Origin of the sequence: Amycolatopsis sp. NPDC059657 (assembly GCF_042734395.1) — a bacterium.
Lineage (GTDB): Bacteria > Actinomycetota > Actinomycetes > Mycobacteriales > Pseudonocardiaceae > Amycolatopsis.
This window is the reverse complement of record NZ_JBHWEB010000059.1, coordinates 15,053-29,763: the sequence shown is the minus strand read 5'-3', so window position 1 is coordinate 29,763 and position 14,711 is coordinate 15,053. Positions and strand designations below refer to the sequence as shown.

At 69.4% G+C, this 14,711-nt stretch carries 11 protein-coding genes; 8 read left to right on the top strand and 3 right to left on the bottom strand.

Features of this window, described 5'->3' with window-relative positions; translation table 11 throughout:
* The first annotated feature begins 1 nt into the window (after position 1).
* From ACFV15_RS28255 to yicI, 5 genes are all read left to right on the top strand, one after another.
* The gene (locus ACFV15_RS28255; RefSeq protein WP_378353775.1) at positions 2 to 454 is read left to right on the top strand and encodes a hypothetical protein; all 453 of its coding nucleotides are present in this window, start codon (positions 2 to 4) and stop codon (positions 452 to 454) included.
* Between the two features lie 218 nt (positions 455 to 672).
* Positions 673 to 1,953, top strand: a complete 1,281-nt coding sequence (locus ACFV15_RS28250; RefSeq protein ID WP_378353774.1) for an ABC transporter substrate-binding protein — start codon at positions 673 to 675, stop codon at positions 1,951 to 1,953.
* The gene (locus tag ACFV15_RS28245) at positions 1,950 to 2,834 is read left to right on the top strand and encodes a carbohydrate ABC transporter permease (protein WP_378353772.1); all 885 of its coding nucleotides are present in this window, start codon (positions 1,950 to 1,952) and stop codon (positions 2,832 to 2,834) included. The genes ACFV15_RS28250 and ACFV15_RS28245 overlap by 4 nt, the downstream gene beginning before the upstream one ends.
* Positions 2,831 to 3,643 (top strand): carbohydrate ABC transporter permease, encoded by an 813-nt coding sequence (locus ACFV15_RS28240; RefSeq protein WP_378353770.1) that lies wholly within the window; start codon positions 2,831 to 2,833, stop codon positions 3,641 to 3,643. Before ACFV15_RS28245 ends, ACFV15_RS28240 begins: the two co-directional genes overlap by 4 nt.
* Positions 3,640 to 5,880: an alpha-xylosidase gene (gene yicI, locus ACFV15_RS28235; RefSeq protein WP_378353768.1), complete on the top strand. Its 2,241-nt coding sequence runs from the start codon at positions 3,640 to 3,642 to the stop codon at positions 5,878 to 5,880. The genes ACFV15_RS28240 and yicI overlap by 4 nt, the downstream gene beginning before the upstream one ends.
* Positions 5,881 to 5,922: 42 nt before the next feature.
* Here the strand turns inward: yicI and ACFV15_RS28230 are convergent, their stop codons facing one another.
* Positions 5,923 to 6,933 (bottom strand): LacI family DNA-binding transcriptional regulator, encoded by a 1,011-nt coding sequence (locus ACFV15_RS28230; protein ID WP_378353766.1) that lies wholly within the window; start codon positions 6,931 to 6,933, stop codon positions 5,923 to 5,925.
* Between the two features lie 110 nt (positions 6,934 to 7,043).
* Between ACFV15_RS28230 and ACFV15_RS28225 the strand changes: the two genes are divergently transcribed.
* The 3 genes from ACFV15_RS28225 to ACFV15_RS28215 are packed head-to-tail and all read left to right on the top strand — an operon-like array spanning position 7,044 to position 11,376.
* Positions 7,044 to 8,240 (top strand): MDR family MFS transporter, encoded by a 1,197-nt coding sequence (locus ACFV15_RS28225; RefSeq protein ID WP_378353764.1) that lies wholly within the window; start codon positions 7,044 to 7,046, stop codon positions 8,238 to 8,240.
* A 14-nt stretch (positions 8,241 to 8,254) separates the two neighbouring features.
* Positions 8,255 to 9,730: an ABC transporter substrate-binding protein gene (locus tag ACFV15_RS28220; RefSeq protein ID WP_378353762.1), complete on the top strand. Its 1,476-nt coding sequence runs from the start codon at positions 8,255 to 8,257 to the stop codon at positions 9,728 to 9,730.
* On the top strand, positions 9,727 to 11,376 hold the full coding sequence (locus ACFV15_RS28215) for an ABC transporter permease subunit (protein ID WP_378353760.1): 1,650 nt from the start codon (positions 9,727 to 9,729) through the stop codon (positions 11,374 to 11,376). Before ACFV15_RS28220 ends, ACFV15_RS28215 begins: the two co-directional genes overlap by 4 nt.
* Before the next feature lie 14 nt (positions 11,377 to 11,390).
* Here ACFV15_RS28215 and ACFV15_RS28210 read toward each other — a convergent pair whose 3' ends face one another.
* A complete protein-coding gene (locus ACFV15_RS28210; RefSeq protein WP_378353758.1) occupies positions 11,391 to 13,670 on the bottom strand; it encodes a beta-glucosidase in 2,280 nt (759 codons plus the stop codon).
* Entirely contained in the window at positions 13,667 to 14,698 is a 1,032-nt protein-coding gene (locus tag ACFV15_RS28205; RefSeq protein ID WP_378353756.1) for a LacI family DNA-binding transcriptional regulator, read from the bottom strand. Before ACFV15_RS28205 ends, ACFV15_RS28210 begins: the two co-directional genes overlap by 4 nt.
* Positions 14,699 to 14,711 lie beyond the last annotated feature (13 nt).

Genomic DNA, 14,711 nt, shown 5'->3' with positions numbered 1-14,711 from the left:
CATGGAGTCACCCACGCCGGCCTCGCGGATACCCGCACCGATCCAGTCGGCCAGGGGGTTGCTGGTGGCCGTCGCGATCAGTCACCTGGTCGTACCCGCGGTGATGGCGGCCAAGCCGGACGCACTGCGCGCCCAGATCGCGGCGCGGCACCCTGGCTTCCCCGCGGCCGAGGTCGCACGGTCGGCGGACATCGCCGTGGCCTCCGGAGCGGTCTTCCACGGCGTGCTGCTGGTGCTGTGCGCGCTGCTGGCATGGAAACTGGCCACCGGCCGGCCGTGGACCCGTCGGCTGGCCACGGTCTCCCAACTGCTTTCGGTCGTGTTCAGTGCGGTTTCCTGGTCGACCTCGCCGATGTTCCACGCCGTGATCCCGGCCGTCGGTGCCGCGCAGATCCTCCTTGTCGCCCTGCTCTGGGCACCCCGGACGGCGCGGGACTTCTTCGCCGGGCGCTGATCCGCGGTCCATTGTGGAGTCCGCACGTGCGGCGCGGAAAACATCGCCGGACACAATCGGCCATTGTGTTCCGCGCGCGCTCGTCCTATCGTGAGCCATCGAATCGCTTCGACGATCGCCGAGGATGCGAAGGAGGCCGTCATGGCCAACGATCATCTCCGGTGGGCACCACGCCGTCGTGTGGCCGGCCGAGGCGTCATCGAACTGGAGGAAAACTGATGTCCAAGCGATTACTGGCGGCCGTCGTGACCGTCATGCTGGCGGCCACCGGCTGTGGGGCCGGGCAGGATTCCGCCGATGGGCCGAAAACGCTGAAGCTGTGGCACTACGAGCCGCCGGAGAGCGCCATGGGCGTGGCGTGGGCCGAGGCGATCAAGCAGTTCGAGGCGAGCCATCCCGGGGTGAAGGTCGCGTTCGAGGAAAAGGGTTTCGAGCAGATCCAGAAGACGGCGCCGATGGTGCTGAACTCGAAGGACGCTCCCGACATCCTCGAGTACAACAAGGGGAACGCGACCGCAGGGCTGCTGTCCAAGCAGGGACTGCTGACCGACCTGACCGATGAGGTTGCCAAGCGCGGCTGGGACAAGGTGCTCGGTCCGTCGATCCAGAACACCGCGCGGTACGACGAGAGCGGCGTGATGGGCTCCGGCAAGTGGTTCGGGGTGCCGAACTACGCCGAGTACGTGAAGGTGTTCTACAACAAGGACATGTTCGCCCAGCGGGGTATCGAGCCGCCAGCGACGATCGAGCAGCTGACCGCGGCGATGGACAAGTTCGTCGCCGCCGGCGTCACGCCGCTCGCCGTCGCGGGCGCCGAGTATCCGGCGCACCAGCTGATGTACCAGCTCGCGCTGACCAAGGCCGACCGTGGCTGGGTCGACCGCTACCAGCGCTACACCGGCAAGGTGGACTTCCACGACGCCGCGTGGACCTACGGCGCCACCACCTTCGCCGACTGGGTCGCGAAGGGCTACCTCGGCAAGGACACGGCCGGGCTGAAGGCCGAGGACATGGGCACCTCGTTCATCCAGGGCAAGTACCCGATCATGGTCAGCGGCAGCTGGTGGTACGGCAGGCTGGCCTCCGGCGTCAAGAACTTCCAGTGGGGTTCGGTGCCGTGGCCGGGGATGACCTCGGGGTCGGCAGGCAACATGTGGGTGGTGCCGAAGGGTGCCAAGAACAAGGACCTCGCGGCCGATTTCATCGCGATCACGCTGTCCCAGCCGATCCAGGACAAGCTGCGCGACGCCGGTGGCGTGCCCGTGGTGACCGGTGCGACCCCGCCCGCGGATCCGCGGCTCAAGGACCTGGTGGACAACTTCACCACGCTGTCCAATGAGGACAAACTGGCCTTCTACCCCGACTGGCCTGCGCCCGGGTACTACGACGTGCTGGTCTCCGCGGTGCAGAAGCTGATCACGGGCACCGCCACGCCGTCGCAGGCTCTCGACGAACTCGTCAAGCCCTACGCGGAGAATTTGGCGAACCTGGGCAAATGAGCAAAGGACGCGGGTCCTACCTGCTTTTCCTGATCCCCGGCGCGCTGCTGCTGATCGCGGTGATCCTGGTGCCGTTCGGCATGAACATCGGCATCAGCTTCACCAAGTGGTCGGGCGCCGGAGATCCGGAATGGACCGGGCTGGACAACTACCGGAAACTTTTCGCGGACGAGACGTTCTGGTCCTCGTTCGAGCACAACCTCGGCCTCGTGGTGGCGATGGCCATCATCCCCACCTTGCTGGGACTGGTCATCGCGGCCGCGTTGTTCGACTTCGTCGCCAAGCGGTTCGGGACGAGGGCGGCCGCCATCCTGCGCGCGTGCGTCTACCTGCCGCAGGTGCTGCCGATCGCGGTCGCGGGCATCGTGTGGAGCTGGATACTCGCGCCGAAGGGCGCGGTCAACGAGCTGCTCACGGATGTCGGGCTGGGCTCGCTCGCCCGGAACTGGCTGGGTGATCCCGACTTCGCGCTGTGGAGCGTGATGGGTGTGCTGGTGTGGATCCAGCTCGGCTATCCGGTGGTGATCTTCATGGCCGGGATGCAGCGCGCGGACCCGTCGCTGCACGAGGCCGCCGAACTCGACGGCGCGTCGTGGTGGGGCCGGTTCCGGCACGTGACCGTGCCGCAGCTGCGACCCGAGGTCTTCGTCGTGCTGCTGACCTGCACGATCGCCGCGTTGAAGGTGTTCGGGCCGATCTACGTGCTCACCAGGGGCGGGCCTGGCGGGTCGACCAACGTGCCTTCGTACTTCTCGTTCCAGAACTTCTTCGAGAAGACCCAGGTCGGGTACGGCGCGGCGATCGCGACCGTGCTCACGGTCCTGATCCTGGTGCTCACCACGGTGTTCCTTCGAGTGCAGAATCGTGGTGAGCGTGCGTGAAACGTCATGCGACGTTGTGGTCGCTGATCGCGCTGGCGGCGGTGATGCTCGCGCCGTTCCTCATCGTGGTGCTGAACGCGCTGAAGTCACCGGCGGAGTACGCGGCCGACGGGCCACTGTCCTTTCCGGACGGTGTGTACCTGCAGGGGCTCATCGACTTCTGGGAACGCGTCGACTTCGGGAAGAAGCTGCTCAACAGCTTCGTCATCAGCGGATCGGTGGCGGTGCTCGCGGTGGTGATCTCCGTGCTGAACGCGTACGCGCTCGGTATCGGCCGGGTGCGCGGGCGCCGGTGGATCATGGTCGCCTTCCTGCTCGCGAACACGCTGCCGCAGGAGGCTTTGGTCTACCCGTTGTACTTCCTGGCCAACGAGACCGGGCTGTACGACACCCAGCTTTCGGTGATCATCATCTTCACGATCATCCAGGCGGCGTTCGGCACCTACCTGCTGTCGTCGACGTTCGTCGGGTTCCCGCACGAACTGCTCGAGGCGGCACGCCTCGACGGCGCGAACAAGTGGCAGACGCTGGTGCGGATCGTGGTGCCGATCAGCAGGCCGACGCTGGGCGTGCTGTTCGTCTTCTTCTTCATCTGGACGTGGAACGAGTTCTTCCTGCCGCTGGTGCTGCTGGTCTCCAACGACACGCAGACCGTTCCCGTCGCGCTCGGCGTGCTGCAGGGCCAGCGGATGATGGACGCGACCATGACCAGCGCCTCGGCGTTGCTCGGTGTGATCCCGGCGATCGCCTTCTTCCTCATCTTCCAGCGCACGTTGACACGTGGCATCACAGCGGGGGCGGTCAAATGAAGTTCAGCAACGGGTACTGGCTCTTGCGTGACGGGGTGCGGGCGGCGCATCCGGTCGAGGTGTACGACCTCACCGCGGAGCCGGACCGGGTCGTGGTGCACGCGCCGACCCATCGCATCCGCCATCGCGGCGACCTGCTGAAAGGTCCCGTGGCGACGGTCGAGTTCTCCTCGCCGATGGCGGACGTGATCGGCGTCAGCGTGACGCATTTCGAGGGCGGGCTCCCGCGTGAGCCGCAGTTCGCGCTGACCACCACCGACGACGAGGCGCAGGTGTCCGACTCCGGCAGCACGCTGACCTCCGGCGCGTTGTCCGTCCGCTTGCACCGCGGCGACACCTGGCAGATCGACTTCGTCGTCGGCGGCGAGGTGCTGACCACCAGCGGGCCCAAGGGCATGGGTTTCATGAGCCTGGACGGCAAGCACCATGTCCGGGAGCAGCTGGATCTGGGCGTGGGGAGCCTGGTGTACGGGCTCGGCGAGCGGTTCGGGCCGCTGGTCCGCAACGGCCAGGTCGTCGACATCTGGAACGCCGACGCGGGCACGAGCAGTGAGCAGGCCTACAAGAACGTCCCGTTCTATCTGACCAACTCCGGCTACGGCGTGTTCGTCAACCATCCGGGGCAGGTGTCCTTCGAGGTCGCCTCGGAATCGGTCTCGCGGGTGCAGTTCAGCGTCGAAGGCCAGACGATGGAGTACTTCGTCATCTACGGCCCGACGCCCAAGGAGATCATCCGCAAGTACACGGCGCTGACCGGCAAGCCCGCGCTGCCACCAGCCTGGTCATTCGGGCTGTGGCTGTCGACGTCCTTCACCACCGACTACGACGAGAAGACGGTCTCGGAATTCGTCGACGGCATGATCGAGCGGGACCTGCCGCTGAGCGTCTTCCATTTCGACTGCTTCTGGATGCGCGAGTTCAACTGGTGCGACTTCGAGTGGGATCCGCGGACCTTCCCGGACCCGGAGGGCATGCTCGAGCGTTTGAAGGCGCGTGACCTGCACATCTCGGTGTGGATCAATCCCTATGTGGCGCAACGGTCCCCGCTGTTCGCGGAGGGTGTCGAAGGCGGCTTCCTGCTGAAGAAGCCGAACGGCGACGTGTGGCAGTGGGACCTGTGGCAACCGGGCATGGCGCTGGTCGACTTCACCAACCCGGCAGCCCGCGCCTGGTACGCGTCCAAATTGGACGCTCTGCTCGAGCAGGGAGTGGACTGCTTCAAGACCGACTTCGGCGAGCGGGTGCCGACCGACGTCGCCTACTTCGACGGGTCCGATCCCGAGCGGATGCACAACTACTACACCTATCTCTACAACCAGACCGTCTTCGACGTGCTGCGCAAACGGCGCGGTGATGGTGAAGCGGTGGTGTTCGCCCGCTCGGCGACCACGGGCTCGCAGCAGTTCCCGGTGCACTGGGGCGGCGACTGTGAGTCGACCTACGAGTCGATGGCGGAGAGCCTGCGCGGCGGCCTTTCACTGGGCCTGTCCGGTTTCGGCTACTGGAGCCACGATATCGGCGGCTTCGAGGGCACCCCTGATCCAGCCCTGTTCAAGCGCTGGATCGCGTTCGGGATGCTGTCCTCGCACAGCAGGCTGCACGGCAGCTCGTCGTATCGCGTGCCGTGGCTGTTCGACGAGGAAGCGGTCGACGTGCTGCGGGTGTTCTCCAAGCTCAAAGCCCGCCTGATGCCGTACCTGTGGAACGCCGCGCTGCAAGCGAGCACCGACGGCACGCCGATGATGCGCGCGATGGCGCTGGAGTTCCCCGACGATCCGGCCTGCACGCACCTGGAGCGCCAGTACATGCTCGGAGACTCGCTGCTGGTCGCACCGGTGTTCTCCGATGACGGCGAGGTGTCGTACTACGTTCCGGAAGGCGTGTGGACCGACTTCTTCACCGGCGAGGAGATCCACGGGCCCCGGTGGGTGAAGACGACCTGCGATTTCCTCACTGTCCCGTTGCTGGTGCGGCCGAACACGGTGCTGCCGCTCGGTGCCGTCGACGACCGCCCGGACTACGCCTACGCCGACGGGGTCACGCTGCAGATGTACGGGCTGGCCGACGGTGCGCGGGTCACCACTGTGGTTGGCGGGTCGACGTTCCACACGCGCAGGGATGGCGACAACGTGCATGTCGACGTCGAGTCGCCACCGGCGAGCTGGCAGGTCGCGTTCGCGGACGGCGAGGAGCCGGTGAAGGCGACCGGGGCCGCGCTGACGGTTGGCGGGGTTTAAGGACTCGTGAGTGGTATGGCCGGTTCTAACCGGCCATACCACTCACGACCTCTGCGCTGGGCCGGTGCTGCTTCGTTGGGTCAGGCGAGGTGAGAGCAGCCGGATCTCGGGCTGGCCGTCGTCGTCGAGCTGGCGCATCGCCATTTCGACGGCGAGGCTGCCGACTTCGTCCGCCGGGATGGCGATCGAGGTGAGCGGCGTCGAGTGGCCCTCCGCCATGTCCTCCGGACAGATCGCGAGTACCGAGATGTCGCCGGGCACGCTCTTGCCGCGGCGGCTCAGTTCCGCGAGCAGCGGGCCCAGTATCGCTTCGTTGTGGACGACCAGCCCGGTCAAGGCGGGGTGTTTGGCGAAGATGTCGTCGAGGCAGTCGCGGAGCGCGTCGTAGGAGGGAGCGCAGGGGAAGGACCCGGCGCGCACCTTGCGTTTGGTGGCGGCCTTGCGGAAACCGCGCAGGAAACGTCCGGCGTAGCTCGTGCCTCGCCGGTAGACGGCGGGGGAGGGGCCGATCAGGACGATCTCGGAGTGCCCGAGGTCGGCGAGGTGGTTGACGGCCGCCGAACCGGCCGCGGTGAAGTCGAGGTCGACGCAGGTGAGGTCGCCGGGCTTGGCGGGTACGCCGACGAGTACCACCGGCCGGTTCAGCGAGCGCAGCACCGGCAGCCGGGGCTCGGTGTTCTCCACGTCCATCACGATCAGCGCGTCCGCGAGTGACGACGCGGCCACCCGGTGCAGGCCGTCCGGGCCCTCGTCCTTGGTCAGCAGCAGCACGTCGTTGTCGTATTTGCGAGCTTCGGTGACCGTGGCCGCGACGAACTGCATGACGACAGGGACGTTCAGGTCCGTCCGCAGTGGAATGACCAGCGCGAGGACATTGGTGCGGTTGCTGGCCAGCGCCCGCGCGCCCGCGTTCGGGACGTAGCCCAGTTCGCTGATGCTGCGCTGGACACGCCGTTGCGTGTCCTCGGAGATCGCGCGCCTGCCGGAGAGCACATAAGACACCGTGCTCGGCGCGACCCCGGCCGCTCTGGCGACATCTGCGATGGTGACCATGCGCCGATGATAGTGCGAGCTCGAATCGATTCGACCGCTTTTCGACGCCGACGCGTGTGTTCGATCACTGAACCGAGTAGTCGACAATGAAAACCATTAATGTCTGTCCGGTGAACGAAGCTGTCACGCGCCGTCAGACGGTGGCGCGGTTCGGGGAACTGCCGCCGATGGTACGGCTTCTGATTTCCACCCAGCTGCTGTTCAACATCGGGTTCTTCATGGTCTTGCCCTACCTGGCAGGGCACCTTGTCGACGACCTCGCGCTGGCAGGCTGGCTGGTCGGGCTGGTGCTGGGGCTGAGGACGTTCAGCCAGCAGGGGATGTTCCTGGTGGGCGGCCTGCTCACCGACCGGCTCGGCGCGAAGCCGGTGATCCTCGCGGGCATCGGGGTGCGGGTGGCCGGCTTCGTGCTGCTGGGCGCGTCGCCGGACCTGGCTTGGGTGGTCGTGGGCGCGGTGCTCACCGGCGCCGGCGGCGCGCTGTTCTCGCCGGCGGTCGAGGCTTCGGTCGCCCGCGAAGCGGGGCCGGAGCAGCGGACCACGGCTTTCGCGCTGCTCGCTGTCTGCGGCGAGGTCGGCGCGGTGACCGGCCCCTTGCTGGGCGCTCTGGTGCTCAAGGACTTCGAGGTCGCCTGCCTGTCCGCGGCGGGGCTGTTCGCGTTGATCGGAGCCGGGCACGCCCGGTTCCTGCCGAGGCTGCCGGGCGAACACAGGTCCGAACCACTGCTCGACGGCTGGCTCGAGGTGCTCCGGAACCGCGTGTTCCTGGTCTTCGCCGTCGCGTACTCCGGCTATCTCGTGTCGTACAACCAGCTCTACCTCGCACTGCCCACCGAATTGCGGGCGGCGACCGGGAACGAGGCCGCGCTCGGCTGGTTGTTCGCGCTGGCCTCGGTGATCGTCGTGTTCGGCCAGGTGCCGGTCACGGTGCTCGCCCGCCGCCTGCTGGGCCCGGCCAAGTCGGTGGTGGCGGGGTTCGGCCTGATGGCCGCGGCCTTCGCGGTCGTCGCGTTGCCACTGCCGGGGCTGGTGCCCGCGGTGTCGATGGTCGTGCTGCTGACGCTCGGGCAGATGCTCGCCGTCCCCTCCGCGCAGGAACTGCTGCCCAGGCTGGCGGGTGAGCGCAGGCTGGGCGCCTATTTCGGCTTCCTGGCGTCGGTCGGCGGGGTCGCGGTGCTGGTCTGCAGTACCGCGGGCGGCGCCGTACTCGGCCTCGGACCGGTGGCGTGGCTCTTGCTCGCCCTTGCTCCACTCGGCGGCGCTGTCGTGCTCGCCGTGCTCGTGACCCGCGGTGCGTTCGCCCGCTGATGGAAAGGCATGTCATGCTCCGAGTGCTCAAACCGGGAGTGCTTCTGCTCGTCGTCGCGATGGTCACCGGCGGCTGTTTCGCGGGTGCTGCGGCGGGTGGTGACACTGGCGGAAGGCTGCGGGTGGTACTGCCCGTCCCGCCTGCCAAGGCACTGTCGCCGTGGGGTGACGACGCGCTGCTGCTGACCCGACTGGGCATCGCCGAGCCGCTGGTCGAACTCGACTCCGCCGGTGTACCGGCCGCCGGGCTCGCCGAGAGCTGGACCAGGACGGGGGACACGAGCTGGCGGTTCCGTCTCCGCGCCGGGGTCAAGTTCCACAACGGCGCCGCGCTGACCGCGCCGGACGCGGCGAACGCGCTCACCAAGGCCACCACCGCGAGCCCGCTTCCCCGTGCGCTCAAGGGCGTCGGGCTGACCGCGAGCGCCGAGGGCGAGCGCGATCTCGTCATCACGACCGCCAAAGCGGATCCGGTGCTGCCGCAACGCCTTTCGTCCCCGAACCTCGTCATCCTCGCGCCGTCGGCGTACCAGCCGGATCGCGTCGACCCCGCGGGCACCGCGACCGGGCCGTTCGTGCTGAAGTCCTTGGTGGGCAAGGACACCGCGACACTCGACGCCTTCGCGGGCTACTGGGCGGGTGCGCCCCGGTCGCCCGGTGTGGACGTCAGGTTCGTCCCCGACGCCACCGCACGCGCCGGCGCGTTGCGTGCCGGTGAGGCCGACATCGTCCAGTCGCTGCCCGTCGCGGCGAGCGTCGACCCGAAGCAACTGCTCGAAGTTCCGTTGCCGCGTACGGTCTTCCTGCACCTCAACGCCGCCGGCGGGCCGTTCGCCGACGCTGGTCTGCGCGCGGCCGTCCGAGCGGCCGTCGATCCGGCCGCACTGGCGCGAGGCGTTTACGAAGGACAAGCCGAAGCCGCTCGCGGGATCTACGGCCCCGCCAGCCCGTGGGCGCCGACGCAGCGTGAGTTCGCGCCGGTTCCCGTCCCGTCCGTCCCGAATGGACAGAAGATCGTGCTCGCCACCCACAGCGACAGGGCCGAACTGCCCGAGGTCGCCTCGGTCGTCGCCGAAGCGTTGCGCGCCAAGGGGTTCGTCGTCGAACAGGTGGTACGCGAGTACAGCCTGCTCGAACCGGACCTGCTCGCGGGCAAATTCGACGCGGTCATCTCGAGCCGGTCCTACCTGCTCGACACCGGCGACCCCTTCGCCTTCCTCTCCACGGATCTGACCTGCAAGGGCGGCTACAACCTGTCCCGGCTGTGCGATCCCGCGATCGACACCACGGTCGCCGCGTCGGGCGTACTGGGCGAGCCGAAGGCACGCGAGGCGGCGGCGCTGAAGGTCGAAGCCGAGGTGCTCGCCACCGGCGCGCTGATCCCGCTGGTGCACGAACGCGCTCACCTCGGGGTCGCTTCCGGCGTCGAAGACGTCGCAGCGGACTCGTTCGAGCGCCACCTGGTCACCAAGGGGACGCACCGATCGTGACCGTGCTGCGCCGGTGCGCACTGCTGCTGGCGGTCACGGTCACCGTCGGCCTGCTGCCGATGCTCGCCGGCCGGGATCCGGCGCTCACGGTGCTGCGAGCCCGTTTCGCCGACCGCGAAGCCGACGCGGCCGCGCTCGCCTCGATCCGGGCCGAGCTCGGCCTCGGCGCGGGGCCGTTCGGGTTGCTTCGTGACTGGCTCGCGGGGCTGCCGCGCGGGGACTTCGGCCGGTCGTGGGTCTCCGGCGAGCCGGTCGGCCCCGAACTGCTCCGCGCGCTGCTGGTGTCGCTGAGCCTGGCCGGGTTCGCCGCGGCGGTGGCGGGTGGCGTCGCGGCCTTGCTGGTCTTGGTCAAGAGCGGCCGGACCGCGGCCGCGCTCGCGGCGTTGCCGGAGTTCCTGATCGGCACGGGGCTGCTGCTGGTGTTCGCCGTCCGGCTGGGGATACTGCCGACCTCGGGCTGGGAAGACGCCCGGTACGCGGTGCTGCCGTCGATCGCGCTGGGTGTGCCGGCGGGCGCGTTGCTCGGCACCGTGGCGAGCGATGCGGTGCGGTGCGCGCTGGCCGAGCCATGGGTACGCACCTGGCGCGCGGCGGGGTTCAACCGCCGCGCCTTGGTCACGGCGGTCGCCAGGCGAGCGGCCTCGGTGGTCGGTGCTCAGCTTTCGCTGATCGTGGCCGGGTTACTCGGCGGCGCGGTAGCCGTCGAAGTCGTGTTCGCGGTGCCCGGCATCGGCAGGCTGGCCGTGGCGGGCGCGCTCGCGCAGGACATGCCCGTGGTCCAAGGCTGTGTGCTGGTGGTACTGGTCGTGGGAACGGCCGCGGGCGCACTCGCGGCTTGGACGCAACGGGCGCTGCTCGGCCCCGCTTTCGCGGAACGGGGGCTGCAGGCTCCGCCGAGCCACGCTTCGCGGCGGCCTGGCTGGCTGTCGCTCACGCCCGTTTTCCTGATACTGGCCGTGCTCCCTGCCGGTCTGCCGAGGGATCCGCTCGCCGTCGACCTCACGGCTCGGCTGCTGCCGCCTTCCGCGCGGCATCCGTTCGGAACGGATTCACTCGGCCGGGACCTGCTCGCCAGGATCGGGCACGGCGCGCTGAGCACCGTCGGCCTCGCCGTGCTGGTGACCGTCGCGGCGCTGCTGATCGGCCTCGCCTGGGGTTTGACGGTTCGCGGCTCCGGCGCCATCGACGTCGCCAACGCCTTGCCGCCGACGGTCGCCGCACTGCTGGTGGCCACCGTGGCCGGGCCGGGTGTCTTCGGCGCGGCGGTGGCCGTCGCCTGTGTGTTCTGGGCGCCGCTGGCCGCGCACACCCGATCGCTGACGCTGGAACAACAAGCCGCACAACACCTCGACGCGGTGCGTGCCATCGGCGCGGGCCGGTTCTGGATCCTCACCAGGCACGTGCTGCCCGCCGTGGTCCCCGCGGTCACCCGCAACGCCGTCGTCCGGCTACCGGGGGTGGCGCTCGCCTTGGCCTCGCTGGGATTCCTCGGCCTCGGCGCGGGGCCGCCGCGCCCGGAGTGGGGACTGCTGCTCGCGGAAGGCATGCCCTTCGCGGAACGAGCGCCGTGGGTGGTGCTCTTCCCCGTCGCGATGCTGGTGCTGCTCGGCGTTTCCGCGCTCACCCTGGCTTCGCGCATCCGCTGAGGCGACCGGCCGGTTCACTCCAGGCTGCCGAAGACCCGGTCGAAGCCGACCTCGCGGCGCGGGCCGGTCAGCGCGCACGGCAGTTTCGCGATGATCTCCGCGCTCGAGGTGCCTACCCAGAGTTCGACGTCGCCGGGTTCCACGATCCGTTTGCCCGCACGGCCGGTGTAGGAGGTCAGGTCCGCGTGCAGGCCGATCTCGACGACCTCGGTGCGGCCGGGCGCCAGGTCCACCCGGCGCGCGGCGATGAGCTGCTGGACCGGCCGTGCCACCTCGGCGACCGGGTCGTGCAGATAGACCTGGACGACTTCGGTGGTGTCCCGGTCGGTGTCGTTGCGCAGGGTGACCACGACCCGGCACTCACCGTCTGTCGGCCACGACGGGCCGGCCGCGCTGACGCTCTCCCACGTGGCCTGCGCGTAGGAAAGCCCGTGGCCGAAGGGGAACAACGGCGTCGGGTCGACGGTGCTGACCTCGCTGCGCTGGCCGAGCCGCGCGGAAAGGTAGGTCGACGGCTGGGCCGCGCCGGCGCCGGGGAAGCCGACGGGCAGGCGGCCGGACGGGTTGATCCGTCCACTGAGGACACCGGCGAGCGCGGCGGCGCCCTCCTCACCGGGGTAGAAACCGCACACGATCGCGGCCAGCCGGTCGGCCTGCCTGGACAGTTCGTACGGGCGGCCGGACAGCAGCACCAGCACCACGGGTGTGCCGGTCGCGAGCAGTGCTTCGAGCAGCTCCTCCTGACGTCCCGGCAGCCGGAGGCCGGCGACGTCGCACCCTTCACCGGAGGTGCCGCGGCCGAACAGGCCCGCGTGATCGCCGAGCACGGCGACGCAGATATCGGCGTCGCGAGCCGTAGCGGAGGCCGCGGCGATGCCGGCGTCGTCGCCACCCAGCACCGGACAGCCGAGCGCGTACGTGACGTCGTGATCTTCGCTCAGCGCGTCGCGCACGGTCGGGACCTCCACGCCGAACGGCACGTCGGGGTGGTGCACGCCGACGTGCAGCGGGAACGAGTAGCAGCCGAGCATCGCGCTCGCTTCGTCGGCACGCGGCCCGACGACGGCGATCCGGTGTCCCGGTGCGAGTGGCAGCGCTCCTTCGTTGCGCAGCAGCACGATCGAGCGCTCGGCGAGTTCGGCCGCCACCGCACGGGACTCCGCGTCGTCGAGGTCGATCTCGTCGGGGACCTCGTGCGCCCAGTCCGCGTCGAGCAGGCCGAGCTCGCATTTCTGCCGCAGCACCCGTTCGAGTGCGCGGTCGATGGCGGCGGCGTCGGCCACCGCGGCGAGCAGCGGCTCGCCGTAGCAGTCCATGGTGGGCAGTTCCACGTCGATGCCCGCGGCCAGCGCCTGCGCGGCCGCGTCACCGCGGTCTTCGGCCACACCGTGCAGCTTGTACAGGAACGCCACCGAGAAATAGTCCGCGACCACGGTCCCGGTGAAACCGTAGGTGTCACGCAACAATCCCGTCAGCAGCGCGGCGTCGGCCGCGACGGGGACACCGTCGTTGTCGGTGTAGGCGTTCATCACCGAACGGGCACCCGCGCGCAGCGCCATTTCGAACGGCGGCAGCACCACGTCGGCGAGCTCGCGCGGGCCGATCGGGACCGGAGCGAGGTTGCGCCCGGCCCGCGAAGCCGAATATCCGGCGAAGTGCTTGAGTGTCGCGACCACGCCTGCCGATTCCAGCCCGGCGACGTAGGCGCTGCCGATCGCGCCGACCAGCAGCGGATCTTCGCCGATCGTCTCCTCGATGCGGCCCCAGCGCAGGTCTCGCGCGACATCCAGCACCGGCGCGAGTCCCTGGTGCACGCCGAGCCGCCGCATCGCCGCGCCGATCCGCTCACCCATCCGCCGGACCAGCGCCGGGTCGAAGGTCGCGCCCCAGCACAGCGGGGACGGATAGATGGTCGCCCGCCAGGCGGCCAGGCCGGTCAGGCACTCTTCGTGCACCATCGCCGGAATGCCGAACCGGCCGCTCGCCACGATCTGCCGCTGCGTGCGCGCGAGGCTGCGCGCGCCGACGGCCGGGTCGACCGGCCGGGTGCCGAAGACACGGGTCAGCTGGCCGACGCCGTGGCCGACCAGTTCGTCCCAGTCGAGCTTCGCGTCGGCGAAGTCGTGCTGATGCGGCGCCATCTCGCCGCCGGAGTCGATGCCGACCCAGATGCCGTAGAGCTGCGCGATCTTCTCGCGCGGGGTCATCCGCGCCATCAGCGCGCGGACCCGCTCGCCGGGATCGGCCGCCGGATCCTGCCAAGGCGGGCTGGGCGTGGCTGGCTCGGTGGTCAACGCTGTCGGCCTTTCGTCGATGCGGGTGCGCCGGTCGAGCCGCGCACCACCATGCCGGTATCCAGGGTGACGTGGGTTTCGGCGAGCTCGTCGCCGTTGATGAGCGCGACGAGCATGGTGATCGCCCGGTGGCCCATTTCGCGGATCGGCTGGTCCACTGTGGTCAGTGGGGGAGTGCAGAGCGCGGACTCCGGCACGTTGTCGAAACCGACCACCGAAAGGTCGTCCGGCACGCGCAGGCCGATCTCCAGCGCGGTGCCCACGGTCGCGATCGCCGAGATGTCGTTGGCCGCGAACACGGCTGTCGGCCTGTCGGCCATGGTCAGCAGGTCGCGTGCCGAGGCCGCGGCGACGGCGGGGTCGTAGGCGCCGATGCGGACGAGGGTCTCGTCAGCGGGCACACCGGCGGCCGCGAGTGCTTGCAGGTAACCGGTTTTGCGTAGTTCCGCCGACTGCAGGTCCGGGCGTCCGGCGAGGAAGGCGATCCGCCGGTGCCCGAGTTCCAGCAGGTGCTCGGTGGCCAGTTGCGCGCCCCGCAGGCTGTCGGCGTCGATCGTGGGCAGCGTGGACGGGCCGGTGTGCGGGTCGACCGCGACGACGGGGGTGCCGGGCACGGCAGCGAGCGACACCGTCGGCGTGACCAGGATGGCACCGTCGACCAATGTGCCGCTCAGCCTTGACAGATAACGCTTTTCCCAGCCTGCGGGGTCGCCGGAACGTCCGCCCGCGGAGTACACGACCAGCTCGAAGCCGCTGCCGCGGATCGCGTCGGCGGCACCCTTGAGCAGCTCGGTGCTGAACGGTTCGAGGTCGGCGACCAGGATGCCGATCACGTTCGTCCGCTGGTTGCGCAGGCTCTGCGCGACCAGGCTCGCTTCGTAGCCGAGCTCGTCGATCACCGCGCGGACGCGGGCGAGCGTGGTGGCGGCGACGCCGTACCGCTCGTTGAGCACCTTGGACACCGTCGCCACCGAGACGCCGGCGCGGGCCGCGACATCACGGATAGTGACCCTTGAGCTGGGCTGCATCCACTCAGCCTAG